Source organism: Sinorhizobium sp. CCBAU 05631 (assembly GCF_002288505.1).
Classification (GTDB): Bacteria; Pseudomonadota; Alphaproteobacteria; order Rhizobiales; family Rhizobiaceae; genus Sinorhizobium; species Sinorhizobium fredii_C.
Map to the genome: position 1 here is coordinate 83,505 of NZ_CP023066.1, position 25,059 is coordinate 108,563.

Here is a 25,059-nt window from a genome sequence, read left to right on the forward strand (position 1 = left end):
TGGTGCGCGGTGTTTGGTGCGAACGCTTCCCGAAATTGCAAATAAGGGAGCGGGCCGTCGTCTCTGGAACTTGGAAATAGGAGACGGCGGCTCTTCGTGTTCTCTAGCGTCTGCCCTTGGCACCGCGTCCTAGTCGCCGGTCAAACCGGCTCCCCGAACCAGCCGCACCGATCGCTAGCCTTCGCGACGGGCGTTCCCGGTCTTTTGCTCCACAAGCCCGTCCTCTGCCTGCTTCGTCAAGCCTCTCGCCGCGTCCGTTTCGGCCCAATCCGGGTGACGGCCGACTGACGCATCACTACAGCGCCGCGCGTCTTATCAGACGCGCAAAGGAGCTGTAGCACTTTGAATTGCTGCATGTCTTTGTCCTCAAATCGGGGTCGATTTAAGGAAACATGCAGTGGCCGCGGCTCTCGCCGCGAAGCTTTCTCCTCGAGGGGGAGAGATCGGCCGCCGGTCTCTCCCCCGCAACAGGAAAAACCGGTCTCCCCGTCCTTCCGCGCTCTCGCTTGTGCAGGATCAGGCTCGAGGATCTGCGCGCACGCGCGCGGATCCTTTTCACCTGTCCCTTCGGGCGGGTGATCCCCCTCCGGTTTTGCCTGTTGCCCCCCTCTCTCCGGTCGGATCGCCGACTGCTCGGGAGCAGGAGCGGGGCTCCTGCCCCTCTCGGGGACAGGAAAACCGCGTTCCGCGGGAAAAGGAGATAGCAACCGTGGCGAAACTCACCAAAGCGCAGCGCAAGGCCCACAACGAGGCAGAGGCCATCCTGAACAAAGACCACCTCACCGAGGACGAAAAGGATTTCGTTTTCCAGAACTGGCACGAGGGCGCCAATTTCATCAATGGTGCCGCCGGCGCGTTCTTCACGCCGTGGAGTCTGGCCGCCGATTTCGCCCTTGATGGGGGCAGCGGTCGCGTCATCGACCTTTGCGCCGGTATCGGCGTCCTCAGCTATTTCATCCATCACCGCAGCCGTTGGGGATCGCGGCTTGCCGATATCACATGCGTCGAGATCAATCCCCGTTATGTGGAGATCGGCCGCAAGCTCCTGCCCGAGGCCCGTTGGATCAATGCCGACGTGTTCGACTGGCGAGAGCTCGACCTGGGCCGGTTCGAATTCGCCATAGGCAACCCCCCGTTCGGCCGCGTTCGTCGCAACGGCAACGGCCCGCGCTATTGCGGCCCGGAATTCGAATTCCATGTCATCGACATTGGCGCTGAACTGGCCGATCACGGCGCGTTCATCATCCCGCAGCAGTCCGCCAGCTTCAAATATTCCGGCTCGCAATGCTTTGAGCGCCGCACAGGCGGCCGAGGCGTCGATTTCGAGAACCTGACTGGCCTTGAAATGGGAACGGGTGCCGGCGTCGATACGGCACTTTATCGGGATGAATGGAAGGATACGTCCATCATCTGCGAGATCGTCTGTTTCGACTTTGCCGAAACGCGCCAGCGCCGAGCGGCAGAGCGTGAGCGCATCGAGGCGAAGCCGGTTCCCCGCGCATCCGGTCGACCCGCCGAACAACTCGCCTTGCTTTGAGGGACGAAACCATGAGCACCCCCGCGATTTTTCAGGTCATGGAGTTCTATGGCAACGGCGATCCCTTTTTCGGCGGGAATGCCGCCGATTGGTGCCTCTACATCCAGGAGGACGGAAGCCTTGCCTTTGTCTCCGGTCCGGAGGCGCACCACCGCAAGCTGGTCATGGCTTATTTCCCGACCCAATACGAGGCAGAGGCAGCAGGAGCCGCAGCCAGCACTCGCAAGGGTTCGATTTCCGCGCTCCCGGTCAAGCCGCCTATCGAAGTGCCGACCGGGCAGATTTCATGGATCGTCGGCACCAAGCACGTTGGCGCCGAAGACGATGAGCTTGCAGACGAATTTGTGAGCAGGGCAAAGCGCGCCGGCGCAGGAGATCGCGATTTGGTCGCGCAAATCGTCGCCTACGCCCTTGCATGCCACCGGGCTAATCAGGCCCTTGTCGCAGCGTTCCGGCTTTGAGCGGCCAAGAAAGATCAGCAACCACCCGAACAATTGGACCTGTTATAGGTAGCAGACGAAACAGGAGCTACAACCATGAGCCGCTACTACGTCAACCTGCACAACAACGGCCGGATCGATCCGGAAGCCATCATTGGCTACGACAGGCCGTTGCGGACCTTCTTCCTGCAAGGCTTCATTCCGCTGGATTCGGAGCTTGATGAGCCGGAAATCTGGCTTGGAACCTTCCTGGAAGAGTTTCCGACGCTCGAGTCCCTGGTGGAGGAAGCCCGCACGCGCGGCTTTGAGATTGCAGGCCTGAAACAGGCCGATATGATCGCCATGCTGGCCGAAGCCGGCCAGAAGCACGAGCCATCGCTTGGCGAGCGGCTTGGATGGATCAAATAGCAGCCAGCCGGTAAACAGTACGGAATTTCCGCACTTTCCACTTGACGTAGGTGCGGAAATTCCGTATCTAACATCGATGCATACGGTCATTGAAACGCCCGCCTATCTGGCATCCGCCAAGGATGAAAACGTGACCGAGGAAGAGCGCAACGAAATTGTGTCCTTCCTCGCGTCAAATCCCGACGCGGGCGATATCATGGCCGGTACAGGTGGAGCCCGAAAGCTGCGGTTCGGTGGCCGTGGCAAAGGAAAGAGCGGTGGCTACCGCATCATCACGTTCTATGCCGACGAGGATATTCCGGTGTTCCTGCTCGACATCTACAGAAAGGATACCCAGGCCAACCTTTCGAAGGCCGAACGCAACGAGCTACGCAAAATCTTGACAGCCCTTCCCCAGGCATGGCGGGAGAGCGTCAGTAAACAGGTCAAGAAACTCAGGAGTCGAAAATGAGCAAGGCAGGATCGCGGATTTTGCAGGGCGCACGGGAAGCTCTTGCTTATGCCAAGGGCGAGGCCGAAACAGCGGAGTATGGTGTTCATATTCCGGCAGAGGTTGACGTTCGCGCCATCCGCCAGAAACTCGGATTGTCGCAAAAGGCATTCGCTGCCCGCTACGGATTTTCCGCTGGCCGCGTTCGCGATTGGGAACAGGGCCGATCCAATATCGACGCGCCGTCCCGTATCCTTCTCACCGTCATCGAGAAGGAGCCGGAAGCGGTCGAGCGGGCGCTGTCCGCAGCCTAAAGCTGATGCCGCAAAAGGAGACTTGCCATGGCACTTGCCGTTAAGCCGAAGGCACCGGCCATCACTCCGGAGGAAGTGGAGCGCCGCCGCAAGATGGTGCGCAGCGCTTTCCGCTCGAACGCCATGGAAGGCCTTCGCCCGAACCCGGCCTGCCAGCCGATTTTCGAAGCCTACATTGCCGGCGAGATCGAGCTTGATGAAATGATGCCGCGCGTGAAGGCCATTCTCGGCATCAAATAGATGTCGTTCACGCTTGCCGACGGCATCACCCTCAAAAACAAGGTCGGGGCAGAGACACACGAGGCGCTAGAAGCGGCCGAGCATCCGATACTCGCCGTCCGGTTGCTCGAACTGCGAAGTGGTCTCGGCCCTGAACCGACTTTCGACACCACCTATCTTCAGGCCATCCACCAACACCTTTTCCAGGACGTGTTCGAGTGGGCCGGGCATCTGCGCCATCAGCCCTTCACCTTCGAGGATGGCACTGAGGCCGTCATGCCATCCATGCACAAGATCGGCGGCAAGGATTTCGCGATCGGCAATGAGATCGACAAAGGCCTGCAAAGCCTCATGTCGGATCTCGAATCCCGCGACTTTCTTCGCGGCCTTGATCGCGAAACTTTCGCGAGCCAAGCGGCCGAGGCCTTCGCGCGGCTCAATTCCATCCACCCCTTCCGCGAAGGCAATGGCCGCATGCAGCGTGAATTCTTCGCCGCCCTTGCCGAAAGGGCAGGGCACCCGCTCGAATTCGGCGTGATTTCCGAAGAACGCATGACGTTCGTCTCGGTCGCCGCGCACGAACGCGGCGACCTGGCGCCCATGCGCCGCATGTTCGCAGAAATCACCGACCCCGACCGCGTCAACGCGCTCGAGGTCGCACAGCAGGCCATTGAGCGATTCAGGCCCGCGCAGGCACCCCATGTCACTGCATGGGATGCCGTCTATATGGCGACGACCGAGCCCGGGCAGGACTATAGCGGCCGCTTCAGCGGCGCGGCTGGCCCGAACTTCATGATGCAGAGGGACGACGGCGCGATCATCATCGGCAATGTCGTCGACCTGCCGGACCCACGTCCTGCAACCGGCGCGCATTTCTCCTTCATCGCTTCCAATCCGCGCGCGGTCGAGCTCGCCCAGGAGCAGGCGAACGCGCCGCTGATCGCGGCTGTCCGCGAGTGGCCGACTAGCGTCGAGGCCGCGGTCGCTGCCTGCCTTGCGACGCGGCCGGGCATCAAAGCGGCAACCCGCCGCCTCGAGGCGGCGGTTGCTGCGGTCTGGCAAGACCCGCAAGCCGTCATGGCCGAGATTCGCCGACGAATCGAGGTCGAGCAACGGCCAGTTTCCGAGTTCACCCATGACATCAGGCAGAACCCGGAGGCCTTCGGCTCTCTCAATGGCAGCCGCAGCCTTTTCGGCCGCGAAGACGCGGTGCGCGAAAAGGCGCTGACCGCCGTTCCGCTCGCCGTCGCAGCGCTCCATGACTATGGCCAGGTGCGCGGCTCCTTGATCGCGGACCTCACCCGCGATGAAGAGCGCTTCCGCGCTCTCATGAGCGAGCCGGTCAACGATCTGTCGCCGGCGGCTCGCGAGCTCGCAGCCCGGATCGAAAGAGCACCCGCCCATGATCTTGGCGCGCTCGTGCGCGCTGCCAATCATGAACCGGCGCTTGCCGAGCTGCGCGGCTTCATCACCAACGTGCGCGAACGCTTTGGCGTCCCCGGCTCGCTTGAGCTCGACCAGGACCGCCTCGCTCAAGCCATTACGAAAGCCACGCCGGAACGCCTCGAGGCGTTCACGGCCGGCTTTTCGCGCGCTCAATCCATTGTATCTCGGGTCGATTCCATCCAGCAGGCCAACAGGCTGCAAATGGACCACGACCAGCAACACAGCCACGATAAGGGGAAGAGCTTCGAGCCTTAGCGCATCACGCTGCTCGAAACCTTACGAAGCTTCAAGAGCCAGAGCACGGTGCAGGGAAGGGTATTCATGACGGTTGCAGCGAAAGACGCCTTTTACATCAAGCTCGGGCGCGGTGGCGAATGGGAGTCCGAATGTCTGAAAGCAGGTACACTCCGCTTCGGATATCATGAAACGCCGCACGACCATTGCCTTGCGGGCGAATGGGAGAAGGTTCGGGACTTCTGGACCTCAATTCGCGGGGATCAGGGAACCGCTACCCGCGACATGAAGCAGATACGGGCCTTTTACGAGGCAGACGAGAGTTGCCTGTTCATCACCTTCGCCAACGGCCTCCTTTACTGGTGCAGACCGACCGGCGCCGTCGAAATTTTGCACGACAATGCGCGTCGCCGCGCTACCGTCGATGGCTGGCATGGGCAGAGCATTGGGGGCGTCCCATTGTCGTCTGACCGGATTTCCGGGCACCTCCTCAAAGTACAGATGTTTCAGGGGACCATCTGCCAGGTCAAACAACAGATGTACTTGCTGCGAAAGCTCAATGACGAACTTTCACCGGAATTAGCGGCTGCCGAGGAAGCCGAACGCGCGATGCTGGCGGCGATTGTCGGCCTTATGCGGCTTTTGACATGGCAGGATTTTGAGCTTCTCGTCGACCTGATCTTTTCGGCGAGCGGCTGGCGGCGCATCGGTGTCGTCGGCCGCGTTCAGAAGACCGTGGACCTGGAGCTTCGGTTGCCGACGACGGGAGAGCGCGCCTTCGTTCAGATCAAATCCCAAGCCAACACTGCCAGTCTGAGGGACTACGTAGCGCGGTTCGAACAGGCTGAGCTGTATGATCGCATGTTTTTTGTCTGGCATACCGGCAATGTCGCCGCGAACGGAGAGGCGGACGGCATAACGCTGATCGGTCCGGAGCGCCTGGCCCGCATGTGCTTTGATGCTGGTTTGGCCTCGTGGCTGCGCGAAAAGGTATCCTGAGACTGACCGGTGGTTGATAAGAGATTCCGCGATTTGCTAACTATCAACCGCCATGGATCAGTTATTACGAGGTTTCCCAGCATGAAGTCTATTGCCCTTGCCGCCCTTGCCCTGGTTGCCGTATCGGGCTGCACCACTACCAACAGCACCGGCTACGATCTGACCGCCGTTTGCCTTACTGGCGAAGGAAAGCCCGTTTCCAAAGGCATGACCTACAAGGGCAAGACATGCGCACAATCGGACATGCCGATCGCAGACGGCAAGATGGCGCCGCTCGTCTGGCGGTGAAAAGGAGAGGGGCGAGCAGGTCTCTGAGGACGCTCCCGGTCCTATAGGACCGTCCCCGTGAACCGAATGGATGCGGAATGCGGGCGGCGAGCCACTCTCACCCCCCAAGCAGGTGAGCCAACTCGACGATCTTCGTTCCGCTGACTTCGAGCGTGACCCTGTTGTTGAGCAAGCCGCGAATGACCGAGCGAAGCCCTTCTACATCGTTTTCGTCTATGCAGCGGTAACCCTGCTCGACCAGGTTCTGGTGAACCGACTGGTCGACCGCCAGATAGTCCTCGTTCGCAATCTCGCTGAACACGCTTACGAGGAATTCCGGCTGTTTGGCGACGATCTTGAAGCGAACCGACTGCATCTCGTCAAGTGCGAAGCGTGCCGCCTCGACGTCGCCCTCCCGGATATTTCGTCTCGCGGTCACCAGTAGGCGTTCATGACGCTCGATCTCGTCATCATCGGCCATCGATCGGATGTCGTCGAAATCGGTTTCGGCTGATTCCACCTCCCGGTTGAGAACCCGTTCTACGTTCTCCGGGTTTATCTTCAAAAGAGCGACTTCCTGCCGGATCTTGCGAGCCTCCTCGGTCACTGATCGGTGCGTGTCGGCATCGACAGAGTTGGCGAGCGCCGCATGCTGGTCCTCGATGCGGTTCTTAAGATCGTTCATGTCCCCGGACTTGTTCGATATCAGCTCGGCCAGCCCTTCGAGATCTTCTTCCGCTCTGGCAAGCAGCGACGTGGCGACCTGAGATCCTTGCTCCCCTTCGAAATTGATATGGCCACCTTCGACGAAGTACAGGGCAGGGGCATCAATCAGACGACCGATCTCGGGTATCTCGACGTCGAAACTCAACGTTCCATTATCGCTCATTTTCCAATGGACAATGAGTTCGGATCCGCGCGAGATGCGTTCGCCTCGGCTTAGATCCGTCGAAGCCTGCAGCCTAAAGTCGCCGATGTGGAGGTTCTTCTCGGGATCGTCCACCCCGGTCGCCATATCGAAAAATTCGAAGTTCAGCGTATCGTCGGTGCCGCCCCGCAGCGTCTTGCCTGCTCTGAATTTTTGCTTCCCTTCGGCCGGGAGAGGCGTTCCCTTCGCGACAAGTGGCATGAGCCTGTTGCGTTCATACCCCACGGTTCCCACCTGGGTCTTGACCGCGAGCGTATAGGTCATCGGGATGCTGGCCGCACTCGCGGGTGCTCTGGCAACCGTGATCTGCCGTGAGAGGGCTGCGATCGGCAATCCATCGCGGCCAGTGACCACGACTTTGAACTTGTTGTCCCCGTCATGCCTGAGGTTAAGGGTCAGGCGGAGAGGGCCGTCGATCGCGGTTCTTCCAGTGGTGCCGCCGCTTTCGTCGGTGACTTCGATCCAGTATCGGCCGGTATCGTTCTCGCTCGGCTTCACACTTAGCTTTGCCGTCGTGGTCGTTACGCGCGTGGGGAAGTCAAACATCAGATTGATGTCTCCGCTGACTTCCTCCCGTGATCGCGAGACCTTCCGGGTGGATTGATCGTCGTCCCAAACCCGGCTCTCGGCGAAAATCGCAGCGCCCATCGCCACAGCCGTCATCGGATCGAGGGACTGTTCGACCTCGATGGCAAGCTCGTTCTGGAGCATTTCCCTGATCAGAGGCATCTTGGACGGCCCGCCGATCGGTACGATCTTGCTGATGTCCTCGGCCCGGTAGCCGTTGTCGGAAATGATCTTCCTGCAAAGTGCGATGGTTGCCTCGACCCTGTCTCGAATGACCGCTGCGATGGTATCACGCGTGATGTCGATGCCGAGGAAGATCTCCGATCTGTTCTCGTCGGTCATTCTGACGTCGTCTTCGCTGGCGAAGATCGATGCAGAACTGGAAGCCGACAACTGGATTTTCGCCCGCTCAATGGCGTGATGGGAGATGGTCGTCAGGTGACGGTACTTGTCTTCCTTCTGGAAGTGGTCCGGGAGATTGAAATTGTCGAGAAGCCAAGGCCTGACGATGCTGTCGAAGATGCGTCTGTCGAAGTCCCTGCCGCCCAGCATGTTAATGCCTTCATGGGCGATGACGTTGACCGCGCCACCGGTGCTGATGACCAGCGCGACGTCGAAGGTGCCGCCGCCAAGATCATAGATAAGGAAAACGCCGTCCTTCACGGCCGATTTCGCGATTGCGGCGATGGCCGCCGCGACGGGTTCCTGAATGAGGCTGACCTTGTCGAGGCCCGCGGCCCTGGCCGCCTTCAGCGTCGCCTCGCTCTGCATCTGGTTGAAGGCGGCAGGGATCGTGATGACGGTTCCTTCGATGGCCTGTCCGCCGGATTCCGTGTTCGCCTGGGCTACCAGCGTCCGGATGACTTCGGCGCTGCACTCTTCTGGTGTCCATTCCTCATCATTGATCCGGACTGGGCTCTTCGTTCCCATGAGGCGTTTGAACCCTGAAGCCACGCTCTTCGGCGAGGTCACGGTTCGGTCGTAGGCGCTCTTTCCTACGAAGCGGTGCCCGCGTCTGTCGATATAGATGACGCTCGGCAGGACGTCGCCGCCGTCCGCGGCTTTGAAAAGACGGAGCTGGCCGTCGACATAACCGACGACTGCAGAGTTCGAGGTGCCAAGATCGATCCCAAGGTACATTGTGCGTCCGTCTTTCTTAAACCGGGTTGTCCAGTAGAACCCTGCCGGGCAGGATTACACGCATGTCGCTGACGACTGCAGGTTCCAACGTCTTGGAGACGATCAGCCCTTCTTCCGTTGCAAAGTCGTCTAGATTGTCGGCCGATGCCGGAGATCCCGGCCCGAACGACTCTCCATCGAATGTCACGAGCTTGAGGTTGGCCTCGGTTGCCAGGGTCTGGAGCTGGAGTTCGGAATACCTGATCTGCGAGGCCAGGCGGCCTCTCTCGCTTTCCTCGAGCGAATCGATGGCCTTGTTGAAGCGCTGGATCAATTTCCACTGTTCGACGCAAAGGCGCGCCATGACGCTGAGTGACTCTGCCGACCAGCTCATCACCAATTCCTCGATAGGTTTGCTGCTTCCTGTTGAAATTGCGCGGTTCGGCCAGAGGCCTCAGCCTCGACGCTCGTCAGGTCGCTTCCCCAGTATCTGAAGCTTGAGCAACGACCATTGTAGTCGTCGATCAGCACGTTGAATTTGACGACCGCGGAGCTGGTGGCCGCCATGGTTCTGAGCACATCCAGTCGACGACCTTGAAAGATGCAGTACCGGACCTGCGGCTTTGAAAGAGTGAGGCCGGTCCCGATGGGCGGGACGCTTTCCTGGTAATCGTCCACGGAAGGGGAGTAGCTTGTCGTCCGTGTTGTCGTCGTATTGGACGAGGTGTAGCTACTGCGCGGAGTGCTCTTCTTGTTTTCCTGAAGGATAACCGGAACGATGATGACGGCAGCGATCCCGGCAATCCATGCCCACTTGACTCGTTTTTTACGCCTCGCCTCTATGAAGGCGTCGAGCATGTTGGTGAATTCCCGTCGCACAGTGCTTGGCGCGACGGCGACAATCCCCTGAAGCTGCTGGATCATCCAGGACAGGTTTTTTGAATTCTTTTCAAGATCTGAAATTTTCCAGTTCTTGAAAACCGTGCCTGCATCCTCCTCCAGCGTCTCGACCACTCCGTCGTCGACCAACGTTCGGAAGCGCTCTAGGACGAACTGCGTGAGGAGGTAGCTGGCTTCCGGATCGCCGTGATCGTTGTTGCATGTCAGCGCCAGATCTCGCAGTACGTTCACCCCGACGTTCGGGTTTCCGTTCCCTGCGATGAAACTGTTTGTGGCCCGAACCAATGCTCCGACAGGAGCCGACGACCCGGCATTCAGACCTTGCGCCTTTACGATCTTCGAGAACTCGAAATACTGGGCCTTGGCCTCCTCGCACGCGCTATACAGTGGTTCAAAAAGCTCGAAGTCTTTGCGCTCCTTGATGAGGTCGTCGAGATCATTCAGGTCCTTCTCGGCAATCTTCCCAAGCTCCTGATATGAATTGAAGCTTATTAGGAGTGCTGAGGCGAGCTTTCGCGCATCTTCGTGCCGCCCTTGGTCGTTGGCGAGATGAAGGGAGAGCGCGCGAACCTTTTGGAACTGAGCTTTCGAACGAGGCTCTGTGAGGCCGCGCGATTCGTAGAACGGCGAAACCGGACGAACCAAATTCCACCACTCCAGCAATAACGCCTTGATCTTGGCGACCAAAGCCGGAATTGCGCCCGGCTGGGATTTTGCAGCCTCTACTGCTTCGTCAATTTCATCAGCGAGACGAGACAGCGTCCCCTCGTTGCGCTTCTCATATTCCTTGACGATCGCGGCGAGCAATGACGCCTGCGCTCCATCCGCACTATTCGCTTCGACAAGCGCGTAGATTGCCTCCCGCGGCGCTGGCGATTTCAGAAGGCTTTCAGTTGCGGTGACCGCATGAAGTTCCTTGAGGTGCTGAAGCGCGATCAGGAAGCTTTTCCAATCGGGAGATGGGAACCCGCTTGCCTTCCGCCCGGAGCCAAGGAAGTCGAACACCGAACTGTTGTCGAGGGCATCCCATGAAGCCATCAATGCGTTGACCACGTGGACGTCGGTCGCCTGCCGCCCGCAAAGATCCGCAATCAAGTTGGCTCGGGCCAGCTCGGGCAGCATTTCGACGGATGAGAGCAGCACTCCGCTGGAAAGGGTCAGCCGACGATCGAAGATTTTCTCGATCTGAGCCTGGCTGAGTTCCGGCAGCCACCCAAGTTCTGCAGCCAGCCTTAGCCTTGGGGTCACCAGCGTTTGCTGGGCTTTGTGGAGATCGGACTCGCTGACAGTTCCTTCGAACTGTGCTTCATCCATCAATTCGGCGATCTCAGAGGCGGTCGAAGTATACGAAGCGCGCAGGACGCAGAATGCATTGGAAGATAGTGCGAAGACTTCTGGCCGCATTTTGAATCAGAATGGGAGAGAAACAAATGGTTGTAGACGGGCGACAACCTCGCACAGAGAACCATGGATTTAAAGGGGTATTTTCGCATTCCTAAGAAACACTCAGGCGGGCGTTTGCGCGGGCTGTAGGACATATCCAAACGACTTTGCCCTCCGCTCGAGATTAGTCAGGATGCGTCGGCGGTAATTGTCCTCGTAGTGGGATGCTCCGGGATCGGCGTATTCCATACCGTGCCGCAGGGTATTGTAGAATAAGACGGCGATTTTGCGGGCCGTGGCAGTGACCGCCTTGGCCTTGCCGACACGTGCAGACAGACGCCGATAGAATGCCCCCAACGCGGTCTGAGTGCGCCCGACCGCAACCGCGGCAAGTCGCAGCAGCGCTGCGGCCCGGCTACCGGATCGTCGGGTCCGTGACGACAACACCTTGCCGCCGGAAATTTTGTTGCTTGGTGAGAGGCACAGCCAGGAGGTGAAGTGCTTGGCACTCGGCCAAGCCGAGAGGTTGGTCCCGCACTCTCCGACCAATTTGAGCGTCAGATAAGGCCCGAGCCCGTGAATCTGGGTGACATCGCAGCCGAGCAAGCCGTAGAGGGCGGCGCGAACATCGAAGGCTGGGTCATTGGATTGCTTCTGCGTTGTCCGTACAGTCGGCGGTTTGCCTACAGGGGTGGACGAGGCCTTCCGTAGCCGTTTCAACACAGCCTCAATGCGCATGTCACAGAGCGCACTTTGGCTTGGTAGACGTCGTACAACTCCAGTGCCTGGGTCAGGGCAAAGATGTGCTCTTCGCGATCATTCCCGACGAGCGCCTGACGGATCGTCTCTACAGAGGCATGGCAGCGTGGATCGCGATAGGCCGACAGAACCATCGGGTCGCGCTCACCGGCCACGATCGCACGGATGATGGCCATGCCGGTGACACCGGTGATGTCCGTCACCACGTGATGGAGTTGCAGATTCATTTGCGTCAGCGCTTTTTGCATGTGCTGGATGTGCGAGGCAGCGTAATCCAGTAAACGTTCACGCTGGCGCAGATAGGCGCGCATGACCGCAACTTCGCCCTTCAGCCGGAAGCTGGCCCTGAGCAATCCATATTCGTGCAAACGCTGCAGCCATTGGGCGTCGCTGATATCGGTCTTGCGGCCCGGCACGTGCTTGGCATCGCGAGCGTTGACCACTATGACCTCAAAGCCACGCTGATCGAGTATCTCGAAGACCGGAATCCAGTAGACCCCCGTGGACTCCATCGCGACCGTGCGCACGCCACATTGTGTGAACCAGTCCGCCAACCGATGCAGATCGCCGGTGAAGGTTCCAAAACTGCGTACCGGCTCGCAAGCTTGGTCGGGCCCGACTGCGGCCACGTGCATCGTCGCACCGATGTCGATTGCAGCAGCATTCAAGTGGGTAGGGGAAATATCCCGCTTGCTGCGAGACTTCTTTGTTCCAGACATGGCAGTGCTCTCCGATCCGATTGTCGAATGGAGGGGCTGGGCTGTGCCAAAAGATCAAATTCCTAAACGGGATCGCCGACAACGGCGTCACCACTCTCAAGCGCGCAGCAGCCCATGGACCACGTTAGGTAACGGGGTTAAATACCACCAAAATGCCGACGGCCGCTCCCCTCCAGCGCTGACACTAGCACACCGTTTCTATCCCCGCAGGCGGGGCACCCACCCGCGAAAGGTTAGGTAGCAACTGCCACCAGTCTTCGAGCGGCTGAACCCATTGGATCGCCGCGACCCTATAGAGTGGCTGAAGTAGTGCGGGGACGAACGAGAGACGGGCGTCACCCACTTCACCAAACCAGCCCGCTCATAGAAGGCAAAAAGCCTGCAGTCCTGTGCTGAGCGCCGGGCGGGAAACCGCGAGGGCGGCTTCAAAGCTTGGGTCATGCGGCAGAGGCTTTATTCGCCTCGTGATGGGCCGGGAGTCCCGCATTCTGAACAACGGTCCCATGGTTGAGAATCGCCCCGCTAGAGAAGCATAGGTTGCCGCTCGACCGGCTGCAGCATCATCTTCTCGGCCGAGAAGGGGCGCTGGAGTGCCTTTGCGTCTTTCCAATCGGCTGTCATCCATAGCTCGACCTCAGCCGGCTCCGTCAGGATGACCGGCATGGCGTTCGAGTGGATCGGCTTCACAACCTCATTGGCATCGCAGGTCAGGAAGCCGAATAGCTCATGATCGCCGGCCCGCGGATTCTTCATGGATCCGCGCTCTCCCTTCCAGGGCGTCCAGATTCCCGCGAAGAAGGCCAGCGGCTCGCTCGCGTCGAGTGAGAACCACCGCGCCGTTTTCTTCGGCTTCGTGTCCTCGTATTCGCAAAAAGCCGTCCAGGGCACGATGCAGCGATATTGTGGCTCCAGCCAGCGACGCCAATGCGGTGAATCGACATTGCGAATGTTGGTGACGCCGTAATCCGGTTTGCCCTTGGTGACGAAAGGCGGCGACGGCATCCCCCAGGTGAGGTTCACCAACTCGCGTTCGCCGTCGGCGGTATTGCGGATGACAGGCCCGGGCTTGTCAGGAAACACTTCGGTCGATGGCCTTGCTCGGTTGGTCATGTCGCGGTGTGCCCTGCCGATCCGTAAGCCGTTGCCTTCCCTATTTCCGCACCTGGTGCATTTGAGCAGCGGCCGAAGCTCGTCGAGCGTAACGTCATGGCCATACTTGCCAGCGAGTCTCCATCGGTCAACCCACTGGTTGTGGTCGCACTTCGAGCAGCGCGCGCCGAGCAGTTGATTGTCCGCGAGGTCGGCGAGCCGAAGATGACCAATGCCGCAATCCGGATCGATGGCTCCTTTATCAGGGATTAGATCGATTCCGCGTCGATGGCGCATTGCCCCCTCCTCCTATCGTCGGGGCTTTCCTATGAAGATGGTGTTACCGTCCCGGTTTTCACACATCTTGCATCGCATCTGCGGTGCAAGCCGAAGGATGCTCTGCCTTTTGCCGAAGCGCGCGGCCAGAGCGCGCCGATTAAGCCGATCGATGTGACCGCAGCGCCGGCACTTGCATAAGACGTCGCACCATTCGGGAAGGTTCGCGAAAGTGATCTGGTCAGGGGCGCCGGCTGGGGCCGCACCACCAGCCGGCTCCGTCGAGAGGCGGACAACTCCCCTGGGGGCATCTCGTAGGTGAGCTTGCAACGATTCCGGTAGACATTGGCGCTCTTCTCGCAGCCGATCGCGGCCGAGATTTCACCGAGAAGCGCCGGCATGCTGCGATCGCCGATCCGATCAAAGAGCGCCTTGGCGTCGTATTGCCTCTTTACGCCGCATTCGCATGTGATGCGGATCTTCTTCCAGTACAGTCGCTCCGATAGCCACCATGTCCCGGACCTAGGCATGTTTCGGTTTCCACTCCGGCCGATGCTCCATGCAAAACCATCGTGGGTCGGCCTTGGCCGCGGCAAAGCCGAAGCTTCCCCATTTCTTGCAGCCGGGATGCTCGCACCAGTGCTCGTACAGTGTCGCTTCCTTGCGCGCGGTCGAGCCTGCTTCGTCGCTCATTGTCAGCTTTCGGGGCCGTTCTGTGGGAATTTGTTCCTAACATGTTCTCATTGGTGACGCCAGTCAAGGCCGCCACTGTTGTCGCGGCTCGCACGCGGAACGCTGCAGGGCAATTGAGGACGGCGGCCGACTATCCACGTTCTACGGCGTCCCCAAGCGATGCCAGGCCTCCTCATACTCGGCCGCCGCGTATGCCTTCGGCGGCTGCAACCAGTACGACACTTTGCCACTGCCGTTGATGCCTCGATGGGCAGCGGCCTTCACCTCGCCCAACGTCAGGACGTAGCAGGTTGGCGAGTCCGAGTTGGCGTTAATCGTTATCACCCACCATTGCGATCGCAGAGTATCCAACGAACCGCCGAGTGGAACGGGATCACGTTTTGAAAGCGCCTTGGACTGGATGGGCAACACGCGGGATTCATCGTCACTCGCGGCATAGAGGTCTGCGCCCCTTGCATTCCGCACAGTTGGCATGACGTGCCAGCCTCGCCGCGAGAGTTCGCGTGCGACGTGATAGAGGCCAGAGTTGCCGGTCAGTTGATTCCGCAATTCAGACGTTCCTCGGTTCTTGCCTGATGAATAGCGCTCAATCGTTTACGTCTGTTTGAGATGCATAGGGTGGCTTGACGCCGAATTCGCAATTGCTCACATTAACGGCGGCCTCTGCGCACAGGCCGGTGTGCCCACCATGCGAAGCTCATGGCAGTGCGATAATCCTGGTCAGTCTTGAACCGTTCCCGATTGGGCGGATTTGGCTAGCAGTGGGCACATGGTCGGATCCGTTGCTGTCAGGAATGGATCATGACAACGATAGAATCGCTCGACTTCATCAAGAATCTCTCCAAGAAGCTTGCACGCGCCCGGCGCATCAAGCGCTCCATTGCGCTCGATGTGACCGCTCAGCAATTGGGTTATCCACACTGGAATGCACTGACGGCGGCTCACAAGAAGGGATGGCGACCGACATCGACACAAATCGAAACCTTAACGAGTTTCGTCGACACAGCGAATCCCATAAAAGCGAAACAAGCTGGCACGGCAAGCTTAGGCGCGTTTTCCGACGTGCCGGGGATCACGTTGGTAGCGTCGATCTCGCCGGCAAAAGGCACCGCCGATCTCTTTTCGGCCGAGACGATCCTTGGCGAGCTGGACGGCCACAAATTCCGCCTGAGGGTCGACTTTGGCGACGTGGTTATGGAAGGGCGCGGCTGGCGGATCATGGTTCCCGAGGCGCCGTCAGCCAGTCCGGAATTCAGCGTAACCGACCGGCGGATCAAATCGAACCCGATCCTGGACGGGGACTTTCGCGACAAGGCGCTCAGGGTAGCCCAGATCCGAGCTGAGCAGGTGCGCGCCTGGATAGCTTCCGACTGGTCACGCCGATCAACGGTCCCTGATGCTAACGGCAAAGTGAAACACCCCTTGTTCGTGTCATCTTCCGATCGGTGGTTCTGCTTTCATTGCGATCGGACGTTTACCGGGATGCAGATCGCCACGAACCTCTGGCACTGCCCCGCCTGCAGCGCTTCGCCGATCAACATCCACGCAGCGGATGAACAAGCATCTTGGAACAATGAAGAGCCGGATGGAGGTCAATGAAGCTTGGGAGCTTTCAGGAAAACTCCGGCGCCGAACTCCCGCAGCTACATGAGTTGTAGGAATTGCGACGACACACGAGAAACGTGGGAACAAAGACATAGGTGACGAATTATCAAGGCGCGCTGTCCCTCAGCGGCGTCAGGTCCCCAACATGTGCCCTGCACCATGCGCAAGGCTGCGATGTTACCCACGGCACTACTCGAGGGTGGGGAATGGACTTATCTTTATCCTTGTCAACGCGCAGTACCTCCTCCCACTGCGCAAGATGTAGATCGGTTCCACTCCTCCTCCCAGGACCGATCAAGTTCAAAGACCCCGACGCCTCCTCCCGGCTCGGGGTCTTTTCGCCTTTACGGGTTCCTTTTTCAGTGGACCGTGATGCCGTCATCGAATGCAAGCGCGCAGAGTTTCGCGGTCTTGTCATTTGCTTCGATCGCCAGCGCGTGGTTCTCAGCAAGACTGATCAGGGCGGCGGCTGTCTCATGCCGCGTCCAGCCGGCGGCTTCCGCCGCGGCTGCAACGGCCTGAAACAAATCCTCGATCGCTTCCTCGCAGTCGAGGTGTCGATCCGGGTGTGTCGGCTGGCGTTTCGGACGTGTGATTTTCACAACTCCCCCCTGAACCATGGATTCTCGTTCAGCCGGACGGCTGCTCGCGATCCAAGGAAAATACCGTTGCATGATCGGCCCGCTCTCGGAGGCCTTTGAACGAAGGATGCCGCAGCTTTTCGTCTTCCGTCCAGGCGCGATATTCGACTTCGGCGACGAGCAGCGGCCGCACGAAGACAGCGCCCTTTCGCCGGAGCGCGACTGGCGGCTTGTCCTCCCTGATCGTGTCCAGCAGCTCACGCAGCTTGACGGATTCCTGGTTGCTCCAACCAGTGCCGCAGCCGCCGACGTAGACGAGCCGATCCTTTTGCAAGGCCGCAAGCAGGAGCCGGCCGATCGCGCGGGGCACAGTCGATGGCTCATAGCCGACGATGACGAAACTGTCGCGACGCTTGCAGGTGATCTTTCGCCACCATTCCCCCCGGCCGCTGTGATAGGACTTGTCCCGGTGCTTGGCGATAATTCCCTCGAGGCCGTGGTCGCAGGCAATTCGGTAGAACTCTTCGCCGTCAACTTCGACCTCTTCCGACAATCTGATGACACCTTCGCGGCCGACGACGATCTGCTCGAGCAGCCGTCGGCGCTCGCGGAGCGGCTGCCGCCGCAGGTCGTACCCGTCGAGATAGAGCAGATCGAAGGCGAAGAAGAGGATTTCGCGAGGATCATGCAGGCTCGGTTTCCGGCCAAGCGCGCGTTGCAATGCGCCGAAATCAGATCGGCCCCTCTCGTCGAGCACGACCGCCTCACCATCGAGGATCATGGACTCATGCCCTAGTTGACGCGCTTCGGCCGCGATCGCGCCGAAGCGACGCGTCCAGTCATAGCCGCCGCGTGTGATGACGCGCACCCTCCCGGGCTCCACGTGAACCGCGAGGCGGTATCCGTCCCATTTTACCTCAAAGACCCATTGAGGCCCTTTGGGTGGTCTGTCGACGAGCATTGCCACACACGGATCGATGCGCGCCGGCATAGGATCTGGTGGCGGCTGGTCGGGCGGCTTTTTTGATGACGCTCTCGCCATGCCGCATTAACGCACAATTTCGCGGAGGCGGCGCAAACGTCGGGCTAATTCTTTTGTGTAGCTTTCCGTATGTGCGCCCCCCGCTTACGATTTTCGCTCAAAGATGGCGGAGAGGGGCATGCATTATCGCCAGAAGTCGGCGCTTTTCGCGGCGCCTTGGCTGGTTGTTGGATTGGTCGCGGTAGTCGTCTCTGGCGGCATGACCATCAGCGACTTCGAGAAGCCAGAGCTTCTGGTCGCAGCTCTGCTCGTCGGCGTCATCGTTGGGATGGCCGTTGAGCAGCTCTTGGCGGCGATGCGGCGGCAGGCATGGCAGGCCAGGAATCAATCACGCTGGCAGGAAAAACGTGGCGGGGCGAGCATTGTCGCTGGGCCGTGGCTTGCGGCACTCGTTCCGGAGCCGCCGAAAAAGCCCGATGCTGCCGAACAGTTGCGCATCGTGATGGGCGCTAGTTTCACGATTCAGCCGCTCCTCAACAAGAGCGAAGCGCGCGTGTTCAAAGAGCTCGACCGCATCGTGATTGGCTGCAATCCTGCATGGCAGGTGATGGCTCAAGTCTCGATGGGCGAAATCATCCGCAGCAAGGATCCGGTCGCGCATAGCTGCATCAATTCAAAACGGGTCGACTTGCTCCTGGTGGACGGCAGCTGCCAGCCTCGGCACGCCATCGAGTACCAGGGTGGGGCGCACCATCAGGGCGCCGCGGCCGCGCGCGATGCCATCAAGAAAGAGGCGCTTCGACGCGCCGGAATCGGCTATTACGAGGTCGTCGCAGGACAAACGACCCCGGCGGAGCTTAGGCGGCTGATCGAAAAGCTGGTCGACAAGCCGACAAGCGGCCCGTCCTGAGTGTCTACTTCTTGCCGAGGTATTGCATCACCTTCTCACGGCTCGGGCCTGCCTCGCGGATCGCCTCGAGCGCCTTCTGGCGTGTGACGCCCGCAGCCTTCATGATATAGGCGACCTCATGTTCCTGCGTGGATGCAAGCTTGCGGTCCCGTCCCTGCATTTTCGGATCGTCTGCCATTTGCTCCTCCATCGTCATGCAGAAGGATAGGAGCCCCGCACCATTTGCGGCGCACCAGACCCCACATACATTATCGGCGCTTCTTCAGGTTAGGATATGGGTCTCGCCCCAATGCCTTGGCAATAACGCGCCAGTCCCGTCCGCCCATTACGGGTATCCGCAGCGCCTCTGCTGCGGACAGGTGTTGCAAATCTCCCGTCACCTCATATCCGAGCTGGTTCAGCTCGGTGAGGAGCGATGGCTTCAGTTTCAAGTCTGCAAGTTTCGTGTCCATGCCGAGATAAGATCAGGCCAAGGCGCATCGCGCAACTACATGATTATGCAGCGACCTTTGCTCCTCAGGTGGTAGCAGTATCGCTCCGCCCGAACAGAAATCCCGTAAAGTCTATCAGAAGACCCGCGCTGCTCCCGCGAAGGCACCCGCAATTGCGGCCGCCACCATCAGCTCTCGAGCTCGTCCTTCCCATCAAGCACGATCTTCAACGTCCTGATGACGTCAGCGGCATCCACGAGGGCATCTCTGATATCTGCGGCGGAAAGGTCGCGGGCGCGCTCAGACGCTACTCGGAGGTCTATCAGCACGTCTTTGGCGCCGTGGCTGCCGGCGATTCCCGTCTGCTCGCGCATGTCGCGTATCGTATCGATCGATCGATCGAGAAGACGGCTGACTTCATATGGCGACAGCCTCTCGGGCTCGTTAGCCGCGCGTATCAACTCAGAAATGAAATTCGTCGTGAGACTCATGGACTGTTCTTTGCGTGTGCCTGGGCGGTTCGGTACCGGCGCTTTATGACGGATCCTGTTCGGCGAGCGCTTTCACAAGGCCGAGGGTCCGGCTCCGCACCCTTTCATCCGCGATCCGGCTAAAAGCGCGAATGAGCGCCAAGCCTTCAGAGCTCGACACGAACTCCATGATTTCTGGTTGCAGGTTCTTTTGACCACTGCGGTCGGCGTCATCTGCCGTTGCCCCGGGCATATCTTCGAAGAAATAGGATACTGGCACATCCAGCGCGTCCGCGATCTGCTGGAGGCGGCTTGCACCTACGCGATTGGTGCCCTTCTCATATTTTTGTACCTGCTGAAACGTCACTCCGATAGCCTCCGCAAGAGCCATCTGTGTGACCTGCATCCACACCCGACGCATCCGAATTCGACGGCCGACATGGATATCGACCGGTTCCGGCTTTCCCTTTGTTTTTTCGGGGCTAGGATTCAGCATGCACTTCTCCGTGTAGTTTCAGCGATCCCGCCTATCGCGGCTCCGCTAGTGTCTGTCTCAGCGCCCCCGTGCGCTGCGATAAACCGCAATAGCAGACCGCACGTCAAGTCAGATAAGGAGGAACGGAACCGCTTGCCGGAGGCAGTCGGTCCCGGTTTCCGCCCTTCGGGCGGCGCTAATGCTAAACCTCCTGCGGCTGCCTTTTTACCGGTCAAACGGTGCGCGAACTGGCGCTGGCCGCTGCGCTGCCTTCGCCTGGTATGCTCATTGTTTTCCTTGGAAGAGGGGAAAGGAGGCGCTGCCCCCTCTCCCCAGCAATGGCGAAAACCGGTCTCCCCGTCCTTCCGCGCTCAGCTTGTGCAGGACCAGGTGCGCGGATCACGCATGCGCGCGGAACCTCGGCACCTGTCCCTTCGGGCGGGTGATCCCCCTCCGGTTTTCCCCATTGCCCCCCTCTCTCCCGGTCGGATCGCCGACTGCTCGGGAGCAGGAGCGGGGCTCCTGCCCCTTGCGGGACAGGAAGACCGCGTTCCGAGGGAAAGGAAAAACGGAGATCACATCATGACCGAAACAATCATTGTTCCCCTCAACAAGCTGGACGTCGATCCCAAGAACGTGCGCAAGAGCTACCGCGCCGAGGGCATCATTGAGCTTGCAGCCAACATCAAGGCCGAGGGCCTTCTGCAAGACCCTGTTGTGCGCAAGGGCGACAAGAAGGGCCGCTATTTCGTGACTGTCGGCCAGCGCCGTTTGGCGGCTCTTAACCATCTGGCCGAAAACGGCGACGTCGCGAAGGACGCCCCCATTCAGTGCAAGCTGCGCGAGGGCAGCAATGCCGAGGCCGTCAGCCTTGCCGAAAACGTCATGCGCGAACCTATGTCGGCGGCCGACCAACTCGTTTCTTATACCAAGATGGCCGACGGTGGCATGACCATTGCCGAGATCGCCGCACGCTTCGGCACGACCGAAACCATGGTGCGCAAGCGTCTCGCCCTTGGCCGCGTCTCTCCCGTTCTCATGGAGCTTTACCGCGCCGAGAAGATGACACTGGACCAACTTTCCGCCTTCACGATTACCGACGATCACGAGGCCCAGGAGCGGGTTTGGAACGATCTGCCGTCTTATAACCGCTATGCGCAAAATATTCGCCACGCGCTGACAGGGGAGGGGGTTCGCGCAAGCGACAAGCGGGTGCAATTCCTTGGTGGTCTCGATGCCTATGAGGCAGCGGGCGGAGCCGTGAAACGCGACCTTTTCGATGACAACGGCGGAGGCTTTGCAGTCGATATCGTGAAGCTCGATAGCCTTGTGGCCGAAAAGCTTGAGGCCGAGGCAGAGAAGGTCCGGGCGGAAGGCTGGAAGTGGGTGGAGATCACAGCCGATCTTTCCCATGAGACCCTGCACGGCTACGGACGCCGCTACCCGCAGCCGGTCGATCTTAGCGAGGAAGATCAGGCCGAGCTGGACAGGCTCACCGCCGAATATGACGAGCTTGCCGAACAGATCAATGCTGATGCAGCCGACGACGAGGCCGAGGCGCGCCTTGAAGAACTCGACAAGCGCATCGATGCGTTGCGCGATCGGGGTGAGGCTTACGAGCCGGAAGCCTACGAGATCGGCGGCACGATCGTTACGCTCGGCTACAATGGCGCCGTCCGCATCGAACGCGGCCTTGTCCGGCCGGAAGACGATCCGCGGCGCAAAGCGGCAGGAGTGAAGCAAGATGGCGAGGACGGCGAAGCCGATGTCGGCAAGCCGAGGATCAGCCATTCGGCGGCCCTGATAGAGGACCTGACGGCGCAGAAGACCGCTGCGTTGCGCATCGAACTGGCGAACAATCCCGATATCGCGCTGGCAGCCGTGGTTCACGTCATGCTGTTGGGTGTACTCGGCTCGGCCTATGGCTACGGAACGCAGAGCGCGCTTCAAATTTCGGTCACATGTGAGCACCTTGAGGCGTCGATGAAGAAGCCGGACGCCAATCAGGCGCTCGCCGAACTGGAAAGCATGCGCGAGAATTGGGGCCATCAACTCCCAGGCAACTCCGCCGATCTTTGGGAATGGTGCCTTAATTGCAGCCGCGAGGAATTGCTTGTGCTTCTGGCTTTTGGTGCAGCCAACAGCGTCAATGCGGTGCAAAAGCCGCATGACTATTATGGGAAGGCCGGTCGCGAACACGCTAACCAGCTTGGCCGCGCCTTGAATGTCGATATGAAGAAATGGTTCGAGCCGACCAGCGAAGCCTATTTCTCGCAAATTAAGAAGAAAAGCATCGAGGCCGTCATTTCCGAGGTGAAAGGGGAGGAGGCCGCAAGCTCCGTTCGCGCGGCCGGTAAGAAGGCCGAGGCGGTCGCCATTGCTGAACGACTGATAGCCAACACCGGCTGGCTTCCCGAACCGATCCGCATTCCGTCTGTCGAGATCGGCACGGAACATGCCCGTTCCGAAGCGGCTGAATAGGTCGCTGACTGGCCGCGCTTATCTCCGGCGCGGCCAGCTTCCCCACTCGCCCCAAAGCGCCCGGCCAGGCATCGAGCCTGCCCGGGCGCTGGCGCGTTCGCTCCTGAAATGGGGCTGTTTGCGGGAGAGGGCGATTTTGCTACCCTAAGCCGATTGGGGGAACGACCCTTGACGCCGCGCAGCAGACCTCAAGTGCCTGTTCGCGCAATCCAAACTTTCGACCCAGTGCTGCCGCTCGTCGATACCGACCGGAATTTCCAGTGCTGGCCCAAAGCAGACCCATGTCTGCCTGATTGTGCCTAGCGCCCCGGGATGCTTGGCCGAACCGCTCGGACCCGTTCCAACCCATCATTTGAGGGATAGCCACACCCGCCATGCTACTTCGCGAAGGGTTGGCCCGCTACCGCGATCTAGGCTTGATTAATGTGTAATGCCGGCACAAATTCGGGGCGGTGACGCCCCGATAGAAGAACGGAATAGGGCTTTCAAACCCGATTTACGGGCTTTTGTGGGGTTTAATTTCCCTATTGATAGTTATCATGCAAGATATTCACGACTTACTGTCAAACACCCTTTCGTTAACGAGCCGTAAACTGATAGGTAGCTTTGTTACCAAAGTTAACGAAAGCTATGAACTTCTGTTCTCCTCTGCTGGTGACGCAATAATTGTAAGAACAGAGGAACTGGTGCGATTACGCGCTGGAGGCAAGCCACGCATCATCGGGGCAAACCTTAAGACCCAGCGCTTACTTCGGGTAAGCCTGCTAAGTCTGAATACGCTAAAAGGTTATCGCGAAACGAATGATCACGTTTTGCTCAATTATGCTTTGAGGCTCGTTCAAGAATTCATGCCGAAAAGAGACAATGTTGATCCGCCATTCTATGGTGCTTTGTCGGATTCCATTTCTAACGAATCCAGATTCTGCACAGTGCCATATCGACATGAAAGGCCAAGATTGAAGTGGGACGCCTTGAGTAGCTTTGAGGAAAGGTCAGTTGCCCGAGGAAAGACTTATTCTTCCATCAGAAGGCGAGAAAACCGAGCCACTGATCGCCTAAACGATGCTGATATCAAACTGATTAATCTTTGGGCCAACGACAATGAGCAGAAACTCACCAGAAGTGACTTAAGTTCTGAATATTCAAAGACTCTGTCGAGATTTAAGCGATACATCTACGCGAGAATGGCCGAAAAGTTTGTCGCGGAGTTCTACGAGAAGCAGTTGAGCGTGAAGGCTAATGATGTGTCGATTCTTCAGCTTGGCGGTCAAGACTCGCGCTGGAAGACACACGACATAGAGGCTGACACCTTGATCGACGTAAAGAATGCGACAGTCTTCAGCAGTAACAGACGACGGCATAACTATTTCGATAAATTCAAATCTGTAGATGAAATGGATGTTGCGATCGCGGGAGTCTTATCCGATGCCAACGGTCCACGGTATGAGAAAGGAATTCGACAGACGCTGCTTGGACTTGTTACGAGGCGCGATGTCGTGGATGCTACGGACGCTGTGAATGCTCTCCCGGACCGGCTCTTCCCTGTAACCGTCCATTTCGAAACGGGATATATCCCCGCTTGGGCCTTCGAGCTAGCCGAATATACACCTGATTACGAAGTGCTGTATGAATGGGCCGTCATCCTTGCTCGTAAGCCGGAAACGATCATGTCGCTGGCGATTGCTTGCGGACGACATCGGGAGTGCGACGTTTACCCAGCGCTGAGCGAATCCCAAAGGGGACTGGTCGATCGATTCGCCCTCGCTGTGTCGAGGTCTTCGTATCGCAAGCTCACGATCGCGCTCTTTTCCATATCGGAGTTCATAAACTCCGTTGCTCAAGGCAAGGATGGGGCCGCCGTCATTCGTTTCCTCCGGAGGATGATCTCCATCGAGGATTTCACGGATTGGCCGCGCACTATAACGGTACCTTATTCCGGTTTGGTTCTCAGCGGATCGCGCCAACTTAAGATTGGCGATGAGTATGAGATCTATGTCGATTGCCCCGGCGGCGATGCCGGGTGCCTATACGATCCCACGAACTCAATCAAAGATTTATTGAGTATGCTTGAGCAGTGTGGCGAACAAATTGCTTCATCGGGTATGACCTTCTGCCACTTCGATGCCCCAAGTCCATACATGCTCTTGGGAAAGACCGATCTCGGGGAAAGACTGACCATCTACACCTACTGCGGCGGCCGATCAAAAAGTGGCTTTCGTTGCGACAATTTCCCGTTGTCATTCGGAAAGCATGCCAACTGCCGTACCTGCGGCCGCCTGATATGTGACGAATGCGGGTTCTGCTCAGAACGGTGCGTCGCTAGGCCTGGTGACTCGGGAGCCAAGTTTTGAACTTCAGGTTTAGCCTGCGAGAAACTCGAACGGAGCGGCGCTATGC

At 59.0% G+C, this 25,059-nt stretch carries 25 protein-coding genes and 1 pseudogene; 14 read left to right on the plus strand and 12 right to left on the minus strand.

Annotation, left to right across the window (positions count from 1 at the left end):
• Positions 1–709 precede the first annotated feature (709 nt).
• From SS05631_RS30625 to SS05631_RS30665, 9 genes are all read left to right on the plus strand, one after another.
• Complete coding sequence (locus SS05631_RS30625) at positions 710–1,537, plus strand: methyltransferase (RefSeq protein ID WP_037424998.1); 828 nt, start codon at positions 710–712, stop codon at positions 1,535–1,537.
• 11 nt (positions 1,538–1,548) lie between these two features.
• Positions 1,549–1,998, plus strand: a complete 450-nt coding sequence (locus tag SS05631_RS30630) for a hypothetical protein (protein ID WP_037424995.1) — start codon at positions 1,549–1,551, stop codon at positions 1,996–1,998.
• A 75-nt stretch (positions 1,999–2,073) separates the two neighbouring features.
• On the plus strand, positions 2,074–2,385 hold the full coding sequence (locus tag SS05631_RS30635) for a hypothetical protein (protein WP_037424993.1): 312 nt from the start codon (positions 2,074–2,076) through the stop codon (positions 2,383–2,385).
• Positions 2,357–2,836 carry a type II toxin-antitoxin system RelE/ParE family toxin gene (locus SS05631_RS30640; RefSeq protein ID WP_244412335.1) on the plus strand — a complete coding sequence of 160 codons (480 nt, stop codon included), beginning with the start codon at positions 2,357–2,359 and terminating at the stop codon, positions 2,834–2,836. Before SS05631_RS30635 ends, SS05631_RS30640 begins: the two co-directional genes overlap by 29 nt.
• Positions 2,833–3,129: a helix-turn-helix domain-containing protein gene (locus SS05631_RS30645; RefSeq protein ID WP_037424988.1), complete on the plus strand. Its 297-nt coding sequence runs from the start codon at positions 2,833–2,835 to the stop codon at positions 3,127–3,129. The genes SS05631_RS30640 and SS05631_RS30645 overlap by 4 nt, the downstream gene beginning before the upstream one ends.
• A 27-nt stretch (positions 3,130–3,156) precedes the next feature.
• A complete protein-coding gene (locus tag SS05631_RS30650; RefSeq protein WP_037424985.1) occupies positions 3,157–3,369 on the plus strand; it encodes an antitoxin VbhA family protein in 213 nt (70 codons plus the stop codon).
• Positions 3,370–5,049, plus strand: a complete 1,680-nt coding sequence (locus SS05631_RS30655) for a Fic family protein (protein WP_050988362.1) — start codon at positions 3,370–3,372, stop codon at positions 5,047–5,049.
• Between the two features lie 66 nt (positions 5,050–5,115).
• Complete coding sequence (locus tag SS05631_RS30660) at positions 5,116–6,027, plus strand: restriction endonuclease (RefSeq protein ID WP_037424982.1); 912 nt, start codon at positions 5,116–5,118, stop codon at positions 6,025–6,027.
• Between the two features lie 81 nt (positions 6,028–6,108).
• On the plus strand, positions 6,109–6,315 hold the full coding sequence (locus SS05631_RS30665) for a hypothetical protein (RefSeq protein WP_037424980.1): 207 nt from the start codon (positions 6,109–6,111) through the stop codon (positions 6,313–6,315).
• A gap of 97 nt (positions 6,316–6,412) precedes the next feature.
• Here the strand turns inward: SS05631_RS30665 and SS05631_RS30670 are convergent, their stop codons facing one another.
• The 5 genes and pseudogenes from SS05631_RS30670 to SS05631_RS30690 all read right to left on the minus strand — a co-directional run bounded on the left by SS05631_RS30670 (position 6,413) and on the right by SS05631_RS30690 (position 13,779).
• Complete coding sequence (locus SS05631_RS30670; protein ID WP_037424976.1) at positions 6,413–8,929, minus strand: Hsp70 family protein; 2,517 nt, start codon at positions 8,927–8,929, stop codon at positions 6,413–6,415.
• A gap of 16 nt (positions 8,930–8,945) precedes the next feature.
• Entirely contained in the window at positions 8,946–9,302 is a 357-nt protein-coding gene (locus tag SS05631_RS30675) for a hypothetical protein (protein WP_037424973.1), read from the minus strand.
• On the minus strand, positions 9,302–11,212 hold the full coding sequence (locus tag SS05631_RS30680) for a hypothetical protein (RefSeq protein ID WP_157213213.1): 1,911 nt from the start codon (positions 11,210–11,212) through the stop codon (positions 9,302–9,304). The genes SS05631_RS30675 and SS05631_RS30680 overlap by 1 nt, the downstream gene beginning before the upstream one ends.
• A gap of 102 nt (positions 11,213–11,314) precedes the next feature.
• Positions 11,315–12,669 (minus strand): annotated as a pseudogene (locus tag SS05631_RS30685) (IS110 family transposase).
• Between the two features lie 522 nt (positions 12,670–13,191).
• Positions 13,192–13,779 carry an SOS response-associated peptidase family protein gene (locus SS05631_RS30690; protein ID WP_037425014.1) on the minus strand — a complete coding sequence of 196 codons (588 nt, stop codon included), beginning with the start codon at positions 13,777–13,779 and terminating at the stop codon, positions 13,192–13,194.
• A 96-nt stretch (positions 13,780–13,875) separates the two neighbouring features.
• Between SS05631_RS30690 and SS05631_RS31275 the strand changes: the two genes are divergently transcribed.
• Entirely contained in the window at positions 13,876–14,031 is a 156-nt protein-coding gene (locus tag SS05631_RS31275) for a hypothetical protein (protein ID WP_157213212.1), read from the plus strand.
• 525 nt (positions 14,032–14,556) lie between these two features.
• Here the strand turns inward: SS05631_RS31275 and SS05631_RS31610 are convergent.
• A complete protein-coding gene (locus tag SS05631_RS31610; RefSeq protein ID WP_086022804.1) occupies positions 14,557–14,727 on the minus strand; it encodes a hypothetical protein in 171 nt (56 codons plus the stop codon).
• An 801-nt stretch (positions 14,728–15,528) separates the two neighbouring features.
• Here SS05631_RS31610 and SS05631_RS30710 point away from each other — a divergent pair.
• Complete coding sequence (locus SS05631_RS30710; RefSeq protein WP_050988360.1) at positions 15,529–16,326, plus strand: hypothetical protein; 798 nt, start codon at positions 15,529–15,531, stop codon at positions 16,324–16,326.
• 365 nt (positions 16,327–16,691) lie between these two features.
• Here the strand turns inward: SS05631_RS30710 and SS05631_RS30715 are convergent, their stop codons facing one another.
• Both SS05631_RS30715 and ligD read right to left on the minus strand, forming a co-directional pair.
• The gene (locus tag SS05631_RS30715) at positions 16,692–16,934 is read right to left on the minus strand and encodes a hypothetical protein (protein WP_050988359.1); all 243 of its coding nucleotides are present in this window, start codon (positions 16,932–16,934) and stop codon (positions 16,692–16,694) included.
• Between the two features lie 28 nt (positions 16,935–16,962).
• Positions 16,963–17,955, minus strand: a complete 993-nt coding sequence (gene ligD, locus SS05631_RS30720; RefSeq protein ID WP_050988358.1) for a non-homologous end-joining DNA ligase — start codon at positions 17,953–17,955, stop codon at positions 16,963–16,965.
• Between the two features lie 118 nt (positions 17,956–18,073).
• On the opposite strand from ligD, the gene SS05631_RS30725 reads away from it, so the two are divergent.
• Positions 18,074–18,805, plus strand: coding sequence for a DUF2726 domain-containing protein (locus SS05631_RS30725; RefSeq protein WP_037424963.1), 732 nt, complete (start codon positions 18,074–18,076; stop codon positions 18,803–18,805).
• Positions 18,806–18,809: 4 nt separating this feature from the next.
• On the opposite strand, the gene SS05631_RS30730 is transcribed toward SS05631_RS30725, so the two are convergent.
• The 4 genes from SS05631_RS30730 to SS05631_RS30745 all read right to left on the minus strand — a co-directional run bounded on the left by SS05631_RS30730 (position 18,810) and on the right by SS05631_RS30745 (position 20,202).
• Entirely contained in the window at positions 18,810–18,983 is a 174-nt protein-coding gene (locus SS05631_RS30730) for a DUF3606 domain-containing protein (RefSeq protein ID WP_083854283.1), read from the minus strand.
• A 70-nt stretch (positions 18,984–19,053) separates the two neighbouring features.
• Positions 19,054–19,257 (minus strand): hypothetical protein, encoded by a 204-nt coding sequence (locus SS05631_RS32465; RefSeq protein WP_037424961.1) that lies wholly within the window; start codon positions 19,255–19,257, stop codon positions 19,054–19,056.
• A 167-nt stretch (positions 19,258–19,424) separates the two neighbouring features.
• Positions 19,425–19,727: a hypothetical protein gene (locus tag SS05631_RS30740; protein ID WP_037424958.1), complete on the minus strand. Its 303-nt coding sequence runs from the start codon at positions 19,725–19,727 to the stop codon at positions 19,425–19,427.
• Between the two features lie 43 nt (positions 19,728–19,770).
• Positions 19,771–20,202: a helix-turn-helix transcriptional regulator gene (locus SS05631_RS30745; RefSeq protein ID WP_037424956.1), complete on the minus strand. Its 432-nt coding sequence runs from the start codon at positions 20,200–20,202 to the stop codon at positions 19,771–19,773.
• 561 nt (positions 20,203–20,763) lie between these two features.
• Here SS05631_RS30745 and SS05631_RS30750 point away from each other — a divergent pair.
• The gene (locus SS05631_RS30750; RefSeq protein WP_050988357.1) at positions 20,764–22,662 is read left to right on the plus strand and encodes a ParB/RepB/Spo0J family partition protein; all 1,899 of its coding nucleotides are present in this window, start codon (positions 20,764–20,766) and stop codon (positions 22,660–22,662) included.
• 539 nt (positions 22,663–23,201) lie between these two features.
• Positions 23,202–25,013 carry a hypothetical protein gene (locus SS05631_RS30755; RefSeq protein WP_157213211.1) on the plus strand — a complete coding sequence of 604 codons (1,812 nt, stop codon included), beginning with the start codon at positions 23,202–23,204 and terminating at the stop codon, positions 25,011–25,013.
• Positions 25,014–25,059: the final 46 nt, after the last annotated feature.